Raw genomic sequence first — 16,217 nt, forward strand, 5'->3', positions numbered from 1 at the left:
GAAACGCCATGACTACGCAGGTCAGGAAGGCGAGCACCGTACGTCGGCCCGAGACGGGATGGGCGAGGGCCCGCCGCCTGCGTGGACGCGAGATCCGGACCTGCATACGGGCGATGGCGGCGGACGGGGACGGCGGTCAGCCCAGGGACGGGGCGGAGGACAACATCGTCCGGGGCGACGACTGAAGGGCCGTCAGCGGCACGGACGGGGACGGTGCGGACGCCACACGTCCCTCAACGGCGGCTGAGCACGCGGAACTCGTTGCCGTCGGGGTCGGCCAGCAGCGCCGCGCCGTCCGGGGCGTGAGCGGAGTCCAGGCGCTTGGCCCCGAGGGAGACGAGGCGCTCGACCTCCGCCTGCTGATCGATGTCTGGCGCGAGGTCGAAGTGCAGGTCCTTGCCGGGGTCCGGCATCAGCGGCGGACCGCCCCACGTGATCTTCGTACCGCCGTTCGGCGACTGGATCGCGGTCTCCTCGTCCTGGTCCCAGACCAGCGGCCAACCCAGCGCCTCGCTCCAGAAGTAGCCCACGGCCTGGGAGCCGTCGCAGGCGAGCGCTCCGAGGAAGCCGCAGCCGGCGAGGAAGTTGTTCCCCGACGCGATGACACAGAACTCGTTGCCCTCGGGGTCGGCCAGCACCACATGGGAGGCGTCCGGTCCCTGGCCGACGTCGGCGTGCCGCGCGCCGAGGTCGAGCGCCCTGGCCACGGTCTCCCGCTGGTCCCGGGCGGAGGAGCTGGTCAGGTCGAAGTGCAGCCGGTTCTGGGCGACTTTCCGCGCCTGCGAGGTACGGAAGCCGAGGCGGTAGCCGGCGTCGTTCCCGGACAGCAGGGTGACACCCTCGTCGGAGTCCTCGGCCTTCTCCAGACCCAGGACGCCCGACCAGAACCGCGCCAGGCGCTCGGGGTGGTGCGCGTCGAAGGAGATTGCGAAGAGTCGGCTGCTCATTGCGCCACGCGTCCTCGGTCGTCGAGTGCCGGTTATCGGCAGGGCGCCGGGTCAGCGCCTCGAACGAGAATCCTATGAGTAGGTCGCCCTCGGTCGCAGCCGAGTATTTTCCCGGCCGCGACGAGCCACGCGAGGTCGTCCTCGTGGGGCGAGCACCGGCCGGTGAGCGCGTCCGCCGCGCCTCGGATCGGCCGCGGCAGGTTGGCCTGCCAGGGCTGTTCGACACCCGGTTGACGCCCGCCCCACGACCCGCCCGACCGGCGTCCGTGCCGTGCGGTCACCTCCAGCTGCGGACCTCGGACACGGAGCCGCCGCCCCCCGGACGAGGGCCTCGGGGTGGTGCCGGGCGCGGTCGGGGTGGACTTGGTCTCCTCGACCAGGGTCTCCATCCGCCGCTCGAACTCCGCCGGGGTCGGCCATGGAGCGGAGGTGGACGCCGGCCCACGGAGCCCTCCCCTCGCCGCCGGTAGTGCCATGTGCGCCCCCTGTTCGGGTGTTTGTCCGCACCTCGGCGTCTGCCGCCCGCGGGCAGGCGGCAGACCTCTGGCGAGCACACACCTACCGAAGGAGACGCTTATGCGTACACGTACCGTGCTGGCCGCCATCGCGTTCGCCGGGACCCTTCTGCTCGGGGGCGCGGGCCAGGCCCTCGCCGACGAGCACGACGAGACGGGCGGTTTCGGAGTCGAGGCCGGGACCAGTTCCCCGGCCGCCCCCAGCTTCGGCCAGAGCGACTCCGGTGACGACCAGGGCGCGTCCGGTTTCGGCGAGGACGCCTCGGGCTTCGGCCAGTCCGGCTCGGTCTTCGACGAGGCCTCCGGCTTCTGAGGACAGGGCCGACGTTTCATTCCCTGACCCCGCACCGTGATGCTCTCGGTGCGGGGCGGGGGCAGTCCTCTGTTCTGTCTCGGCTGCCGCGGACGGCCGTCTCCTGGTCGGGTGGCAGCAACCTGTCGCCGGAGTGATCCTTGGACAGGCGTGGGGGTCGTGCTCCGGCGCTGGAGGAGGTTCCGTGGGGAAGCTCGTGGTCGTCGGAGTGGACGGCTCGGCGTCGTGTCGGACCGCGGTGGAAGCGGCCGCCATGGAGTCCCGGTGGCGGGGCGCGAGGCTGCATGTGGTGCATGCCTTCAGCCGGCCGGGCAGGCCGATGTACGCACAGCTGGATACCGCGCCGCTCGACCGGTTGGCGAGTGAGGCGGCGGATCACGCCCGTGAGGTCGCGCCCGGGCTCGAGGTCACCGACGCGGTGGTGGCGGGCGGCGTGGTGGAGGTGCTGGGCGCCGAGTCGCGGGCCGCTGACCTGGTGGTCGTCGGCGCACGGGGTGCCGGCGGTTTCGTCGGCATGCTGCTGGGCTCGACGGCGGTGTCCCTGGCCGCCCACACCGAGTGTCCGGTCATGGTGGTCCGCGAGGAGCCGACGGGCACCGGGCCCATCGTGCTGGCCGTCGACGGCTCCCCCATGGGCGGGATGGCGGTGGAGTTCGCCTTCGCCGAGGCGGCGTTGCGCACGGCGGAGATCCTCGCCGTGCACGCCTGGCTGCCGGACTACGCGGCGCCCGGCACCGGCGTGGAGAGCGCGGAGCGGCTGCTGGCCGAGGCGCTCACCGGGTTCACGGAGAGGTATCCGGACGTCGTGGTCAGGCGGGAAGTACTGAGCGGCGAACCCCGCGAGACGCTGATCGAGGCGAGCAGGAACGCCCAGTTGATGGTCGTCGGCGCCCGAGGGCGCGGCGGCTTCGCCGGACTGCTCCTGGGCTCGGTGAGCCAGGCGGTGCTGCATCACGCGCACTGCCCGGTGACGGTCGTCCGCGGCAAGGAGTGACCGGCCCGGCGTCGCCACACCCCTGACCGGTCTCAGTGGGGCGGGGTGCGCGGGGCCAGGAGGGCGATGTCGTCGTGGCCGTCGCTGGGGTGGTGGTCGGCGAGGCGTCGTACGAAGTCGTCCAGCGGCAGATGTGCGTGGTCGGCGGCGAGTTCCGCCAGCTCGGCCAGGCCCTGGTCGATCGGGCGCTCGGAGTGTTCGACCAGGCCGTCGGTGAGAGCACGGTGGCCTCGGGGGGCACGGGGCGGACGTGGTCGGGGCGGTCCTGGTCGGGGTCGACCGCGAGCGGCAGGCCAGGCTCGGCGTCGAGATACTCCGTGTGCCGGTCGGGGTCGATCAGCTGCGGGGGCGGATGACCGGCCGTGCTCCAGTGCAGCCGCCAGCCGTCGTCGGCGGGTTCGACGCGGGCGCGGCAGGCCGCGGTGACGGGCAGATCGATGATGGCGTGCCGGGCGCGGTCGAGCTGGGTGAGCACGCTGCTGGGCGGGGTGAGCCGGTCGAACAGCAGGGCGCGCAGCATGCCGCGGGTCCGGGCCATGGCCGCGGCCACGCTCATGTCGTGGCCGACGCCTCGGTCATCTGCCGTCGCGCCCCCGCATTCGAAGGAGAAGGCGGTGATGTGCACCTGGGGCGCTCCCTACTCCGCCGTGCTCGCGCGGGCGCAGGCCGCGCGCAGGCCCGGCAGGTCGATGAACTCGGTGTGGGTGCCGGCACTGGCACAGGCGAACGCTCCCGAGACGGACCCGGCCAGGACGCACTCGTCCAGCGGCCGGCCTTCGAAGAGGGCGTGCAGGAAGGCGGTGACGAAGGCGTCGCCGGCGCCGTTGCTGTCGACCACCGGCCGTTCGGGCCGCACCGCGGGGAAGTGCCGCACCTTCGCCTCGCCGCGCACCAGCAGATGGCAGCCGTCGGCCCCGTCCGTGGCGACGACGAACCGGGCCCTGCCCTCGTCGAGGATGCCGTGCAGGACCTCGTCGAGCCGGTCGTGGATGGCCGCGGCGCTCAGGAAGACGTAGTCGGAGGAGAGCGCGTAGGTCCGGTGGTGCGGGTTGACGCCGTCCCAGTCGTGCAGGTCGGTGGAGCTGGTCAGGCCCAGCCGGTGGATGTCCTCGTAGAGGTCGCGGTTGTGCCCGATGATCGAGAGGTGGACGTGGCGTGCCCGCTCCAGGTGCGGCAGGTAGAAGTCGCTGGGCAGGCGGAGGTCCGCCGGGTGCCGGGAGTCGTGGAAGGAGAAACGGCGGCCCCGCGCGTCGACCAGGTTGACGCCGCGCGGCGTGCCGTGCGGGGACACCACGTGGCTGAAGTCGAGTCCGTACCGGGCGTACGCGGCGAGGACCTCGCGGCCCTGCGGGTCGTCGCCGAGGAAGTCGATGAACTTCGTGGTCAGGCCGAGGGCGTGCCAGCCGAGCGCGACTCCGTTGCCGGTGTGGGCCACGTAGTCGTACACCGGGGGCACCTGCAGCGAGTCGCCGGGCGGGACGCGCAGCTCGTCGACGCGTACGACGGTGTCGACACCGGCTCCGCCGACCACCAGGACGTCGTAGTGGGGCATGCTCATGTTCGGGTTCCTTCCATGATGGCCGCGGTGTCCTCGACCCGCTGCACATGTCCGTTCTCCAGGACCACCGCGAGTCGATGTCCTGACCGGGGCGGATCACCGGCGCCGGGCAGCACCACGCTGCGCCGGACCCGTGCGCCCGCCCCGACGCGTACGCCGGGGAACAGCACGCTGTGCTCCACGCGGCCTTCGTCGACGAGGTCCGCCGGGACCAACGACGCGACCACCCCACAGGCGTCGGCCACCCAGCCGCGGTCCACCTCGGGCCGGATGGTGCGGGGCATCCGCTCGACCGGGAGCGCCGCCCGCGGTCCGGCGGCGGCGAGCGTCAGATGGGGCCGGTGGTAGCGCTCGACGGTGCCGATGTCCTCCCAGTGGCCGGACACCTCGTGGCCGCGGATGTGCTCGCGGGCCGCGAGCATCGCCGGGATGACGTCCCGGCCGATGTCGTGCTGCCAGTCGGTGCCGTTCAGTTTCTCCAGGTAGCGGTGGAGCACCTCGGCGTCGAGGACGCGGAACGCGGCGAACACCAGGTCGCTGGTGCCGGGCCAGTTGCTGTGTATGTCGGGTCCGTTGCTGTGTCTGTCGGGTCCGTTGCCGTGTCTGCCGGATACCTGTCACTGCTCCCCGTTCGTCTGGCCGACAGCGTTCACCCGGGTGCGCCCGTCGGCGAACTCCGGTGTGGCACACCCCCGCTGGCGGCTCGGCGCCGAGTCAAACACCGGACCGGATCGGTTTGCAATATTTTGCGGAATGTTTCAGAAGATGCTTGCGAGGTTTGTCGGGCTCTGATTGAGTCGGGGTGCTCGCGGCGGCACCCAAGCCTCACCCCCCTTCACCCACACCGGCGCCAAACAACTGCTCCCCGTCGCCAACGAACCCGTGCTGTTCTACGCCCTGGAGTCACTGGCCGCGGCCGGCATCCACGAGGTCGACATCGTGGTCGGCGCCCACACCCGGGACATCCGTGAACTGACCGGTGACGGCACCGGGTTCGGGTTGCACCTCACGTACCTGGAGCAGCCCCGCCCGCACGGCCTCGCCCACGCGGTGCTCGTCGCCCGGGACTTCCTGGGCGACGAGGACTTCCTGTTGTACCTCGGGGACAACTACCTCCAGCAGAGGTCACCGACTTCGTCCGGCACGCGGCGGCGGCTCCGGCGGCGGCCCGGCTACTGCTCAGGCCGGTCGCCGACTCGTCCGCCTTCGGGGTCGCACAGGTCGGCCCCGAGGGGAACGTGCTCCGTCTGGAGGAGAAGCCCGACAGCCCCCACAGCGCCCTCGCGCTCATCGAGGACAGCGCCGTGGAGTACTCGGTGCTGCTGCCCGGGCCCTGGTGGAGGGGGGCACGCATCGAAAGGCTCCCCCATGGGCCGGGGCGCCGTCGTAGGTCCGGCACCCCGTCTCCCGCGGGTCCACCGCCTGGTGATCGGCGACCACAGCAAGGTGTATCTCCGTCATGAACGCACAGATCCCCGTCACCGGCGGATCGGGCTGGTCGGCCGTCCTCGCGCCCACCACGCCCACCACGCCCGCGCGGACGCCACCGGTCGGCAGAAGCGCTCAGTTTCGGTCGCGTCGGCGTCTTCGTCGGTCGACGGCGACGGCGTTCTGGTGGCAGGTGTCAGTCCTGCTCTGTCGCGGTGCGCGCGGCCGCACCGGCCCGCGGGCACCCGATCGTCCGGCCGGGGCCGACGGATGCAGTCAGCCCTGGGACGGTCGACCTGACCTGGGTGTTCACGGCAGCTGGGGCCGGACATCGAGCGGTGAAAGCAGTTCCATGATTTTGCGAAACTTGCCGCAAAACTTTTCACAGTTCCCTCACCGCCTCCTACTCTGAGCACACATGTTCATGAAGTGAAGGGACCAAGCCCGATGAAGCAGGTCATGCGTTCAACTTTCATAGCCTTGGCAGTGGCCCTGTGCGCGACAACGGCCGACACCGCGGCCTCCGCCGCTCCCCAGGCGGCCCCCGACCCGACCGCGGCGCCCGACTGCGTGCACCTCACCGTGGACTGGCGCTACACCTTCGCCAGCAACGACTGCTCCAGTACCTACACCCTGAGAGTCGTCTATCTGGACGGAACCGAGGTTCCCTGCCGCACGGCGGCTCCCGGCGCCCTGATCACCTTCCCGGGGCGGGGCACGCAGGGCAACGACGTGCTGGGCGCTGTCCTGTGCGACAGCGAGGGCGGTGTCTGAACCACGCACTGCAGGTCCTGGACGGCGTTTCCCGTACCGAGGGCGCCGAGGCGGAGGGGGATGCGGGGGACGACGACGGGCGCGTCGCCTCCGTGCACGCGGGTCGCGGCGAGCAGCAGTGCGGTGGCCGATATCAGGGGCGCCGCACCGTTCAGTCGGGGAGGGGCTCGGAGTAGTGGCGGAAACCGTCACGCTCGCCGTGGATCTCGTACAGGCGCCGGGCCAGGGCCTCGGGGCTGCTGTGTTCGGCGTCGGGCCGGATGGCTCCGGGGACGATCAGCTGGGCGACGTGGATGTTCTCCGGGGCGAGCACGTCGTGCAGCATGCGGGCGTACGCGCTCTCGCCGGCGAAGGCGATCGAGGTGCCGGCGACGTTCGGGTTGGGGCGTACGGCGCTGCCGCCGTTGACGAACAGCACGGTGCCGCGGCCGAGTTCGCGCATGCCGGGCAGGACGGCGTGCACGGCCGTGACGGGGCCCTTGACGGAGAAGGCGAGCGGGGCGTCGACGTCGTCGGCGTTCGTGTCGAGGACCTGCTTCATGAAGTCGGCCCGGGGCACCGGGCTGTACTGCAGGACCTCGACGGGACCGAGCATGTCGGCGGCGGCGCGCAGGGCCGCCGTCAGCGACTCGCGGTCGAGGACGTCGGCGGCGAAGCCGCTGGCCTCCACGCCGTCGCGGGCCAGCTCGGCCGTGAGGGCGTCCAGGGTGTCGGTGCTGCGTGAGATGAGGGCGACGGTGTGGCCGGCGGTGCCGAAGCGGCGGGCGGTGGCGAGCCCGAGGCCGGGGCCGGCGCCGATGAGGGCGAAGGTGGTCACGGTGAGTCCTTGTGCGGGGTGGGGGCCGTGCCGTACGCCGGGGCCGGGCGGCGCGGGGTCCGGTCCCGGTGAGGGTGGCGTGGTGGGTCAGGGGGTGAGGAGGGTCTTGATGGCGCGGCGTTCGTCCATGGCCTTGTAGCCCTCGGCGATCTGGTCCAGGGGCAGGGTGAGGTCGAAGACCCTGCCGGGGTTGATCCTGCCGGTGAGGACGCGGTCGATGAGGTCGGGCAGGTAGCCGCGGACCGGGGCGGGGCCGCCGCGCAGGCCGACGTGGGAGAAGAACAGCTCCTGGCCGTCGACGGCCACGTCATGCGGGACGCCGACGAAGCCGACGTTGCCACCGGGGCGGGTGGAGTGCAGCGCCTGCTGCATGGACTGGGCGGTGCCCACGCACTCCAGCACGCTGTCCGCGCCGACGCCGTTCGTCAGCTCCTTCACGCGGGCGATGCCTTCCTCGCCGCGTTCGGTGACGATGTCGGTGGCGCCGAACTCGCGCGCCAGCTTCTGACGGCTCTCGTGGCGGGACATGGCGATGATGCGTTCGGCGCCGAGTTCCTTGGCGGCGAGGACGCCGCACAGGCCGACCGCGCCGTCCCCCACGACGACGGCGGTGGAGCCGGGGCGCACCTCGGCGGCCTTGGCGGCGTACCAGCCGGTGCCCATCACGTCGGAGAGGGTCAGCAGGCTGGGGAGGAACTCAGCGGCCGGCGTGTCGTCGGTGGCGACGAGGGTGCCGTGGGCGTTGGGGATGCGGACGTACTCGGCCTGGCAGGTGGACATGAACTCGCGGTGCACGCAGGAGGACTGGTAACCCGCCAGGCAGTTGGGGCAGGTGTTGTCGGAGGTGGCGAAGGAGCCGATGACGAACTGGCCCGGCCTGACGTTCGTGACCTCGCTGCCGACCTCCTCGACGATGCCGACGTACTCGTGGCCCATCGGCGTCGGCTCGGTGACGGGATCGGTGCCGCGGTAGGCCCAGAGGTCCGAGCCGCACACGCAGGTGACGACGGTCCTGATGATCGCGTCGGTCGGCTTGAGGATCTTCGGGTCGTCCCGCTCCTCGAATCGGATGTCACCAGGGCCGTGGATGACTGCGCCGCGCATGGGGTGCTTCTTTCGGTGCGAGGGGTTCTGGCTCGGCAGCCTCGAACAAGAAGGCATCCTGTGCTTTGCTCCGGGCTGCTCGATATCGAGCCTCACACGCGGACACGGGCGCGAAAAGCGGAGAGATTCATCCTGGGAAGGAAACATCCTGGGAGGAAACTCTCCCCCCTTCCCGACGTGCGATCGATGCCATGCTGGGAGACATGACCAGCAGTATCCCCCTCAATGAGCTGGGAGAATTCCTCAGGAAACGCCGCTCGGAACTGAGCCCGCGCACCGTGGGACTCCCGGACACGGGCGGGCCCCGCCGGGTCGCCGGGCTGCGTCGCGAGGAGGTCGCCCAGCTCGCCTCGATCAGCACCGACTACTACACCCGGCTCGAACAAGGACGCATTCAGGCGTCCGTTCCCGTCCTGGACACGCTCGCCCGCGGGCTCCATCTGGATGACGACGAGCACGGCTACCTCTTCGAGCTCGCCGGCAAGACCGTCACTCGCACACGGCGCCGCGGGACGCAGCAGGTCCAGCCGCAGTTGCAGCGCGTCCTGGACGGCCTCACCACGACGCCGGCGATGGTGCAGGGCCGGCGGGGGGACCTCCTGGCCTGGAATTCTCTGGCGGCCGCGCTGATCACGGATTTCTCCCGCGTCCCCGAAAAGCACCGCAACTACGCCCGGCTCTTGTTCACCGACCCGGCGGTGCGCGGCCTGTACGCCGACTGGGAGACGGCGGCGCGGATCACGGTGGCACAGCTGCGGCTGGAGGCGGCGAAGTATCCCGAGGATTCCCGCCTGATCGCTCTCGTCGGTGAACTGTCCCTGCGGGACGAGCAGTTCGCCAGATGGTGGGGCGACCACAAGGTCGCCGCCCGCACCATCGGCAGGAAGACCTATCTCCATCCGGTCGTGGGTGAGCTCACCCTCGACTGCGACACCCTCACCGCCAATGCCGACCCCGACCAGTACATGACCGTCTGGACGGCCGCCCCGGGCACCCCCGCGCACGACCAGCTGCGCCTCCTCGCCTCCTGGGCCGCCGACCAGCACCTGCCGGCCTCCTCCGGATGGGAAGCATGACCAGCAACGTCCCGCTCAACGAGCTGGGAGCATTCCTCAAGAAGCGCCGCTCCGAGTTGAGCCCGCGCACCGTGGGACTCCCGGACACGGGTGGGCCCCGCCGGGTCGCCGGGCTGCGTCGCGAGGAGGTCGCCCAGCTCGCCTCGATCAGCACCGACTACTACACCCGGCTCGAACAGGGCCGGATGCAGGCGTCCGCTCCCGTGCTGGACACCCTGGCCCGGGTGCTTCATCTGGATGACGACGAGCGTGGCTATCTCTTCCAGCTCGCCGGCAAGAGCACGCCCCGGACCCGGCGCCGTGGCAGACAGCGGGTCCAGCCGCAGCTCCAGCGTGTCCTGGACGACCTGACCGCGACCCCGGCCATCGTGCAGGGCCGGCGCGGGGACATCCCGGCCTGGAACTCCCTGGCGGCCGCACTGGTCACCGATTTCTCCCGCATCCCGGAGAAACACCGCAACTACCCGCGGCTCATCTTCACCGACCCCGCGATGCGCAGCCTGTACGCCGACTGGGAGGCCTCGGCGCAGATCGCCGTGGCGCAGATCCGGCTGGAGGCCGCGCAGTACCCCGAAGACCCTCGTCTGATCGAGCTGGTCGGTGAACTGTCCACGCGCGACCAGCAGTTCGCCACCTGGTGGGGCGACCACAAGGTCGCCGCCCGCACCGTCGGCACGAAGACCCTCAACCACCCGGTCGTCGGTGAACTCGTCCTGGACTGGGACACCTACACCGCCAGCATGGACCCCGACCAGCACCTGACCGTCTGGACCGCGGCCCCCGGCTCCCCCACCCATGAGCGGCTGCGCCTCCTCGCCTCCTGGGCCGCCGACCAGAACCTGCCCGCCTCCTCCGCCCTCAGCGGCTGACCGGCACCGGCCGCTCCCGCACCGACGGCCGGTGGATCGGGCCCGTGCCCTGCGACAGGGGCAGGCCCGCCCCACCGTTGGCGTGGGCGACGATCTCCGCGGTGATGGACACCGCCGTCTCCTCCGGAGTGCGGGCGCCGAGGTCGAGACCGATGGGGGAACGCAGCCGCCCCAGCCGTTCCTCGGTCACACCGGCCTCACGCAGCAGCCGCAGGCGTTCCTCGTGGGTACGCCGAGAGCCCATCGCCCCCACGTAGCCGACGGGCAGCTCCAGCGCCAGCCGGAGCAGCGGTACGTCGAACTTCGCGTCGTGCGTGAGGACGCAGACAACGGTACGGGCGTCCACGTCCGCGCGCTCCAGGTACCGGTGGGGCCAGTCGACCACGACCTCGTCCGCGTGCGGGAAGCGGGCCCCGGTGGCGAAGACGGGGCGGGCGTCGCAGACGGTGACCCGGTAGCCGAGGAAGCGGCCGGCCCGGCTGAGTGCCGCGGCGAAGTCGACCGCGCCGAAGATCAGCATGCGGGGGCGGGACGCGTGGACGTGGACCAGCGCGGACAGCCGCTCCGGGCAGGTCTCGGCGTCCCCGCCGACCTCCGCCCGGGCCGTACGGCCGGATCGCAGCAGGGCCCGCGCCCGCGCGCTCAACTCGCGTCGCACTGTGCCGCTCAGTGTGTCGTGCCGGGTGTCCCCGTTCGCGTCGACGTACAGCATGCGGCCGAGCAGCTCTTCCGGCCCGTCGGCGATCTGGGCCACGGCCGTGGGCCGGCCGTGGACGACGTCGGAGAGGGCGACGGCAAGATAGGGCCGGGCCGTGGGGTCGATGCGCTGGACGAGGACGTCGAGTTCGCCGCCGCAGGTCAGGCCGACGGCGAAGGCGTCGTCGTCCAAGTAGCCGAACCGGGCGCGTTGCGATGCGCCCCCGTCGCGGAGCACCTGTCGGCACAGTTCGTAGACCGCGCCCTCGACGCAGCCACCGGAGATGCTCCCGACGGCGTTCCCGTCCTCGTCCACCGCCACCGACGTACCGACGGGCAGGGGTGCGCTGCCGGTGACGTCGACGACGGTGGCGAGGGCGAAGGGGCGGGCCTCGCGGCACCAACGGTGCAGAGTGTCCGCGATGTTCAGCATGAACAGGTCCTTCGTGGAAGTGATGCGCAGCGATGAACGAGTGCCCCGGGCGGAGGCCGCTCCCTGCACGGCCCGGGGCACTCTGCTCAGAGCAACGCCTCGGCGGTGATGGGCAGTTGCCGCACCCGTCGCCCGGTGGCGTTGAAGACCGCGTTGCCGATCGCGGCCGCCACCCCGACCTGGACCACCTCGCCGAGCCCCTTGACGCCGAGGGCGTTGCCGGCGTTGTCCTCGCCGTCCAGGTAGATCGCCCTGACCTCGGGGACATCGGCGTTGACCGGGACGAGGTAGTCGGCGAGGCCGGCGTTCACGATCCGGCCGTCGCGGTGGTCGGTGACCGTGTGCTCCAGCAGGGCTGTGCCGATGCCGCCCACGATGCCGCCGATCGCCTGGCTGTCGGCGAGCTTGGGGCTGATGACGCGGCCCGCGTCGTACACGCCGAGCATCCGCCGCACCCGTACGAGCCCCAGCGTCGCGTCGACGGCGACCTCGGCGAAGGTGGCGTTGTAGGCGTGGTAGGAGTGCCGCTCGGTGCTGCCGGGCCCGGGGTAGTCGCCGTCCCCCTCCAGGTGGGAGCGGTCGTTGCGGGCCAGCAGGCTCCGATACGTCTCGCCGCGCGCCGGGTCGCCCTGGACGTGCAGTCGGCCTCCGCGCACCACCACGTCGTCGGCGTCCACGCCGTACAGCGGCGACTCCTCGTCGCCGACCGCGAGGGCGATCGCCTGCCGCCGCACCTTATTGCAGGCGTCGACGACCGCCGTGCCGACGCTGGCCATGGTCGCCGAGCCGCCGTGCGGGGAGGTCGGCGGGTACAGGGAGTCGCCGAGCCGGAACGTCACCGTGCGCATGGTCAGCCCGAGCGCGTTCGCGGCGACCTGGGTCTGCGAGGTGTAGGTGCCCGGCCCCATGTCGCTGGTGGCCGCCTCGACCACCGCGGTGCCGTCGGCGTCCAGCCGGACGCGGGCCTGCGCGGGGAACCGCCCCGGGTCGTACACGCCGGCGGCCATGCCCAGCCCGATCAGCCAGTCCCCCTCCCGGGTCGAGCGGGGCTCGGGGTTGCGGCGGTCCCAGCCGAACTCACGGGCGCCGACCGTGTAGCACTCGCTCAGCCGGCGGGTGGACCAGGGCAGCCCGTTGGACTCGTCCTCGCTGGGCTCGTTGCGCCGGCGCAGTTCGATCGGGTCGATGCCGAGTTCGTGGGCGAGCTCGTCCATCGCCGACTCGATCGCGAACGACGCCGAGGCGAGTCCCGGGCCGCGCATCCAGATCGGGGTGTTCACGTCCAAGGGCACCTGCCGGTACTCCTGGCTGACGTTCGGCATGCTGTAGAGCATCTGTCCGGCCACCATGACCGCCTCGGTGAACGTCTCGTACGACGAGGTCTCGGCGTCGATGTCGTGGACCGCGGCCCGCAGCCGACCACCGCGGTCGCTGCCCAGCCGCAGCCGGTACGCGTACGACGGCCTGAAGCCGGTCCCGAAGTACATCTGCCGGCGGGTGAGCACCAGCTTCACCGGACGCCCCGTCACGCGCGCGGCGACCGCCGCGACCACCGTGTGCGGCCAGCAGCGCAGCCCGCTGCCGAAGCCGCCCCCGACGAACGGGTTGATGACCCGTACCGCGTCCGCGGGCAGGTCGAACACGGCGGCGAGTTCGTCACGGGTGCCCATCACCCACTGCGTCTTGTCCCACACGGTCAGCCGATCGCCGTCCCAGCGGGCGGTCGTGGCGTGCGGCTCCATCGGATTGTGGTGGTTGCGTGCCAACTGGTACGTCAGGTCCAGCCGTACGGCCGACGAGCGCAGGCCGGCCTCCGCGTCACCGCGCGCGTACCTCGTCGGCTCGCCCGGGTCGGCCTCGTGCAGATCGGTCGAGGGCTGGCCGGCGTCGTAACGGACCTTCACCAGGCTCGCGCCGTGCTGCGCGGCCTCCAGCGTGGTGGCCACCACGACGGCGACCGGCTGGCCGTGGAAGAGGACCCGGTCGTCCTGGAAGACCCGCAGTCTGCGGCCGGGCGGATTGTTGGACCCGGCGTTGTCGCGGTAGGGCAGCTTCGGCGCGTTGCGGTGGTGGATCACCCGCAGCACACCCGGGTGCTTCTCGGCGGCGCGGGTGTCGATCGAGGTGATGCGGCCGCTGCCGACGCTCGCGTCCACGATCACGGCGTGCACGGCACCGTCGACGTCGAACTCGGCGGCGTACCGCGCCTCGCCCGTGACCTTCAGCCGTCCGTCCACCCGGGACAGCGGCGCACCCACGGCGGCCTGCGGCTGGGGGCTCACTTGGTACCTCCTACGATGCTCAGCTGACGTTCGACGGTCCGCTTGAGCAGCTCGACCTTGAACCGGTTGTGGGCGAGCGGCCGGGCGCCCCGCGCGGCCCGCTCGGCGGCAGTCGTCCACAGTTGCCGCGAGGGACGCTCCCCGATGAGGTGGGCCTCCACCGCGGGCAGCTTCCACGGCACGGTGCCCACTCCCCCGGCGGCGACCTTCGCCGCGCGGATCACCCCGCCGCGCACGTGCAGCGCGACGGCCGCCGACGTGAGGGCGAACTCGTACGACTGCCGGTCGCGCACCTTCAGATAGCCCGACTTCAGCGGCCGTGGAAGGGCGGGGATCTCCACCGCGGTGATCAACTCCCCTTGTCGTACGGACTGTTCGCGGTGGGGCGTGCTGCGTGGCCGCAGCAGGAAGTCGGCGAAGGGGACGTGTCGCTCACCGTCGGGCCCGAGCAGGTGGACGGTGGCCTCCAGGGCCGCGAGGGCCACGGCGACGTCGGAGGGGTGGGTGGCGACACAGGCGTCGGAGGTGCCGAGGATGGCATGCGTACGGTTGTGGCCGTGCAGCGCGGCACAGCCCGAGCCGGGCTCGCGCTTGTTGCAGTCGGCGGTCACGTCACGGAAGTACGTGCACCGGGTGCGCTGCATGATGTTGCCGCCGAGGGTCGCCATGTTCCGCAGCTGGGCCGAGGCACTCAGCTCCAGCGCCTCGGAGACGACCGGGTACAGGGTGCGCACCCTGGTGCGGGCGGCGGCCTCGGCCATGCTCACCAGCGCGCCGATGCGCAGCCCGCCGCGCTCGGTGACGCCGACCTCGCGCAGGGGCAGGCCGGTGATGTCGACCAGGGCCTCGGGGTGCTCGACGGTCTGGCGCATCAGGTCGACGAGGGTGGTCCCGCCGGCGATGTAGCGGCCGCCCCTGCGACCGGCGTCGAGGGCGTCACGGGTGTCGGCGGCGCGGGTGTAGGTGAAGGGATGCATGACGGTCGCGCCTCACTTCCGGCCGGCGGCGGTCTGCTCGACCGCGCGCACGATCTTGACGTAGCACCCGCAGCGGCAGATGTTGCCGCTCATCCACTCGCGGATCTCCTCCGGCGAACCGGTGTGGCCCTCCTTGATGCAGGCGACACCGGACAGGATCTGGCCCGGGGTGCAGTAGCCGCACTGGAAGGCGTCCTGCTCGATGAACGCCTGCTGCAGCGGGTGCAGTTCGTCACCGTCGGCCAGCCCCTCGATGGTCGTGACCTCGGCGCCCTCCAGCCGGACGGCCAGCGTGAGGCAGGAGTTGACCCGACGCCCGTCGACCAGCACCGTGCAGGCGCCGCAAGCACCCGCGTCGCAGCCCTTCTTGGAACCGGTCAGGCCGAAGTGCTCGCGCAGCAGGTCGAGGAGAGACGTGCGGTTGTCCACCGTGACCGTGCGGCGGGTGCCGTTGACCGTCAGGGAGAGCTGGCCGGCGGGCGGTGCCCCGGCAGCGGCGGCCTCCTGCGAGCCGGTGAGAAACGAGCCTCCGATCACACCTGCCGCGACCACGGCACCGCCGACCGCGGTGGTGGCGACGAAGGTACGCCGGGTGGGTGCCGTGGACGGCTCACCCGTCCCCGTCGGGGGCGGAACGGCGGACTCGGGAAGTTCAGTCGACATACACACGCCTTCGCGTCGCAGACGGATCGGCCGTACACAGCAGCACGAACCTGGAGGGCTGGATCGTTACCGAAGGGACCTGAAGGGCCGCGCGCTCGCACAGCGGCGGCTGGTCACGCGGGCAGTCTGACATCGCGGACGCGGTGCGTGGGAGGGAGACTTTCCTCCCCCTTTGCCTTGGCGTCGGCCCCGTGAACGGTCGATGGTCTTAGTGCCTTCTTCCGATGCCCGGTGCGCCGAGAGACCGATTCGCGCCCACTGGGGCGACCGTACGGTGACCCCATGAGCGACACAGCGCACCTGACGTCCCGCGATCGCGCGGTGGGCGTCGTCCGGGGCTACGCGGCCCACGACGCCGACGCGGTCCAGGACGCGTTGAACGGCCTGAACCCGGAGAGCCGGGTCGAGGTGTACGCCGTTCTGAGCGCCCTGTTGCGTTCCACCATCAGCATCATGGAGCTGACGGGCAGGCGTTGGAAGCTGGACGAGTTGGTCCGGCACTCCGACGAGGTCGCCGCCGCAGCGCCGCCCCACTACGAGTTCGCCGTCGCCGAGGCCACGCGGGCCTGGGCGCGCGGCGACCACTCGGCGATGCGCTCGTTGTCGGGCCAGGACCTCCTGGGCGCCTTGCACATGACGGCCGTGGGCATCACCGTGCTCGGTCTGTGCCTGTGGGGCAGGACGGGACTCCTGGACGTTCTGGAGGAGTTCGACAGGACCGTCGCGGCGCTGGTCGACGACGTTCTGCCGGACGCCTGACCTCGCGGACCG

General features: G+C 71.6%; 17 protein-coding genes and 2 pseudogenes. 9 read left to right on the forward strand and 10 right to left on the reverse strand.

What is annotated here, in order from left to right; genetic code table 11:
* Positions 1–8 precede the first annotated feature (8 nt).
* Positions 9–185, forward strand: a complete 177-nt coding sequence (locus tag ACFZBP_RS37620; RefSeq protein ID WP_383458215.1) for a hypothetical protein — start codon at positions 9–11, stop codon at positions 183–185.
* Between the two features lie 48 nt (positions 186–233).
* Here ACFZBP_RS37620 and ACFZBP_RS37625 read toward each other — a convergent pair whose 3' ends face one another.
* Complete coding sequence (locus tag ACFZBP_RS37625; RefSeq protein ID WP_391420247.1) at positions 234–947, reverse strand: VOC family protein; 714 nt, start codon at positions 945–947, stop codon at positions 234–236.
* 576 nt (positions 948–1,523) lie between these two features.
* Between ACFZBP_RS37625 and ACFZBP_RS37630 the strand changes: the two genes are divergently transcribed.
* The 3 genes from ACFZBP_RS37630 (at position 1,524) to ACFZBP_RS37640 (ending at position 3,125) form a co-directional block, all read left to right on the forward strand.
* Entirely contained in the window at positions 1,524–1,775 is a 252-nt protein-coding gene (locus tag ACFZBP_RS37630) for a hypothetical protein (RefSeq protein ID WP_391420249.1), read from the forward strand.
* Positions 1,776–1,959: 184 nt separating this feature from the next.
* Positions 1,960–2,769, forward strand: a complete 810-nt coding sequence (locus tag ACFZBP_RS37635; protein WP_391420251.1) for a universal stress protein — start codon at positions 1,960–1,962, stop codon at positions 2,767–2,769.
* A gap of 74 nt (positions 2,770–2,843) precedes the next feature.
* Complete coding sequence (locus tag ACFZBP_RS37640) at positions 2,844–3,125, forward strand: hypothetical protein (protein ID WP_391420415.1); 282 nt, start codon at positions 2,844–2,846, stop codon at positions 3,123–3,125.
* On the opposite strand, the pseudogene ACFZBP_RS37645 reads toward ACFZBP_RS37640, so the two are convergent.
* The 3 genes and pseudogenes from ACFZBP_RS37645 to ACFZBP_RS37655 form a co-directional block, all read right to left on the reverse strand.
* Positions 3,047–3,325, reverse strand: a pseudogene (locus ACFZBP_RS37645) (SpoIIE family protein phosphatase); the annotation flags it as partial. The gene ACFZBP_RS37640 and the pseudogene ACFZBP_RS37645 sit on opposite strands and share 79 nt — an antisense overlap.
* Before the next feature lie 81 nt (positions 3,326–3,406).
* Entirely contained in the window at positions 3,407–4,327 is a 921-nt protein-coding gene (locus ACFZBP_RS37650) for a PfkB family carbohydrate kinase (protein WP_391420253.1), read from the reverse strand.
* Positions 4,324–4,857, reverse strand: coding sequence for a hypothetical protein (locus tag ACFZBP_RS37655; protein WP_391420255.1), 534 nt, complete (start codon positions 4,855–4,857; stop codon positions 4,324–4,326). The genes ACFZBP_RS37650 and ACFZBP_RS37655 overlap by 4 nt, the downstream gene beginning before the upstream one ends.
* 352 nt (positions 4,858–5,209) lie before the next feature.
* On the opposite strand from ACFZBP_RS37655, the pseudogene ACFZBP_RS37660 reads away from it, so the two are divergent.
* Positions 5,210–5,790: pseudogene (locus ACFZBP_RS37660) on the forward strand (sugar phosphate nucleotidyltransferase).
* A 424-nt stretch (positions 5,791–6,214) separates the two neighbouring features.
* Complete coding sequence (locus ACFZBP_RS37665) at positions 6,215–6,529, forward strand: alpha-amylase (RefSeq protein ID WP_391420257.1); 315 nt, start codon at positions 6,215–6,217, stop codon at positions 6,527–6,529.
* Positions 6,530–6,680: 151 nt separating this feature from the next.
* On the opposite strand, the gene ACFZBP_RS37670 is transcribed toward ACFZBP_RS37665, so the two are convergent.
* Complete coding sequence (locus ACFZBP_RS37670; protein WP_391420259.1) at positions 6,681–7,346, reverse strand: SDR family NAD(P)-dependent oxidoreductase; 666 nt, start codon at positions 7,344–7,346, stop codon at positions 6,681–6,683.
* A gap of 87 nt (positions 7,347–7,433) precedes the next feature.
* Entirely contained in the window at positions 7,434–8,450 is a 1,017-nt protein-coding gene (locus ACFZBP_RS37675; RefSeq protein ID WP_383458192.1) for a zinc-dependent alcohol dehydrogenase family protein, read from the reverse strand.
* Between the two features lie 191 nt (positions 8,451–8,641).
* Between ACFZBP_RS37675 and ACFZBP_RS37680 the strand changes: the two genes are divergently transcribed.
* Both ACFZBP_RS37680 and ACFZBP_RS37685 read left to right on the forward strand, forming a co-directional pair.
* On the forward strand, positions 8,642–9,526 hold the full coding sequence (locus ACFZBP_RS37680) for a helix-turn-helix domain-containing protein (protein ID WP_391420262.1): 885 nt from the start codon (positions 8,642–8,644) through the stop codon (positions 9,524–9,526).
* Positions 9,523–10,395 carry a helix-turn-helix domain-containing protein gene (locus ACFZBP_RS37685; protein WP_391420264.1) on the forward strand — a complete coding sequence of 291 codons (873 nt, stop codon included), beginning with the start codon at positions 9,523–9,525 and terminating at the stop codon, positions 10,393–10,395. Before ACFZBP_RS37680 ends, ACFZBP_RS37685 begins: the two co-directional genes overlap by 4 nt.
* Here ACFZBP_RS37685 and ACFZBP_RS37690 read toward each other — a convergent pair.
* From ACFZBP_RS37690 to ACFZBP_RS37705, 4 genes are all read right to left on the reverse strand, one after another.
* The gene (locus tag ACFZBP_RS37690) at positions 10,385–11,524 is read right to left on the reverse strand and encodes an XdhC family protein (RefSeq protein ID WP_391420267.1); all 1,140 of its coding nucleotides are present in this window, start codon (positions 11,522–11,524) and stop codon (positions 10,385–10,387) included. The genes ACFZBP_RS37685 and ACFZBP_RS37690 overlap by 11 nt on opposite strands.
* An 86-nt stretch (positions 11,525–11,610) precedes the next feature.
* Positions 11,611–13,806, reverse strand: a complete 2,196-nt coding sequence (locus ACFZBP_RS37695; protein ID WP_391420269.1) for a molybdopterin cofactor-binding domain-containing protein — start codon at positions 13,804–13,806, stop codon at positions 11,611–11,613.
* Complete coding sequence (locus ACFZBP_RS37700) at positions 13,803–14,783, reverse strand: FAD binding domain-containing protein (RefSeq protein ID WP_391420271.1); 981 nt, start codon at positions 14,781–14,783, stop codon at positions 13,803–13,805. The genes ACFZBP_RS37695 and ACFZBP_RS37700 overlap by 4 nt, the downstream gene beginning before the upstream one ends.
* A 12-nt stretch (positions 14,784–14,795) precedes the next feature.
* Entirely contained in the window at positions 14,796–15,446 is a 651-nt protein-coding gene (locus tag ACFZBP_RS37705; protein WP_391420273.1) for a 2Fe-2S iron-sulfur cluster-binding protein, read from the reverse strand.
* Positions 15,447–15,728: 282 nt separating this feature from the next.
* On the opposite strand from ACFZBP_RS37705, the gene ACFZBP_RS37710 reads away from it, so the two are divergent.
* Positions 15,729–16,205 carry a hypothetical protein gene (locus ACFZBP_RS37710; RefSeq protein WP_383458178.1) on the forward strand — a complete coding sequence of 159 codons (477 nt, stop codon included), beginning with the start codon at positions 15,729–15,731 and terminating at the stop codon, positions 16,203–16,205.
* The last annotated feature ends 12 nt before the right edge of the window (positions 16,206–16,217 follow it).

Source organism: Streptomyces sp. NPDC008086, assembly GCF_042957325.1.
Lineage (GTDB): Bacteria > Actinomycetota > Actinomycetes > Streptomycetales > Streptomycetaceae > Streptomyces.

Bases quoted from the DNA above. Each gene is read 5' to 3' on its own strand.
- ACFZBP_RS37620 (WP_383458215.1), top strand. From the start codon at position 9: ATGACTACGCAGGTCAGGAAGGCGAGCACCGTACGTCGGCCCGAGACG.
- ACFZBP_RS37625 (WP_391420247.1), bottom strand. From the start codon at position 947: ATGAGCAGCCGACTCTTCGCAATCTCCTTCGACGCGCACCACCCCGAG.
- ACFZBP_RS37630 (WP_391420249.1), top strand. From the start codon at position 1,524: ATGCGTACACGTACCGTGCTGGCCGCCATCGCGTTCGCCGGGACCCTT.
- ACFZBP_RS37650 (WP_391420253.1), bottom strand. From the start codon at position 4,327: ATGAGCATGCCCCACTACGACGTCCTGGTGGTCGGCGGAGCCGGTGTC.
- ACFZBP_RS37665 (WP_391420257.1), top strand. From the start codon at position 6,215: ATGCGTTCAACTTTCATAGCCTTGGCAGTGGCCCTGTGCGCGACAACG.
- ACFZBP_RS37675 (WP_383458192.1), bottom strand. From the start codon at position 8,450: ATGCGCGGCGCAGTCATCCACGGCCCTGGTGACATCCGATTCGAGGAG.
- ACFZBP_RS37680 (WP_391420262.1), top strand. From the start codon at position 8,642: ATGCTGGGAGACATGACCAGCAGTATCCCCCTCAATGAGCTGGGAGAA.
- ACFZBP_RS37685 (WP_391420264.1), top strand. From the start codon at position 9,523: ATGACCAGCAACGTCCCGCTCAACGAGCTGGGAGCATTCCTCAAGAAG.
- ACFZBP_RS37690 (WP_391420267.1), bottom strand. From the start codon at position 11,524: ATGCTGAACATCGCGGACACTCTGCACCGTTGGTGCCGCGAGGCCCGC.
- ACFZBP_RS37700 (WP_391420271.1), bottom strand. From the start codon at position 14,783: ATGCATCCCTTCACCTACACCCGCGCCGCCGACACCCGTGACGCCCTC.
- ACFZBP_RS37705 (WP_391420273.1), bottom strand. From the start codon at position 15,446: ATGTCGACTGAACTTCCCGAGTCCGCCGTTCCGCCCCCGACGGGGACG.
- ACFZBP_RS37710 (WP_383458178.1), top strand. From the start codon at position 15,729: ATGAGCGACACAGCGCACCTGACGTCCCGCGATCGCGCGGTGGGCGTC.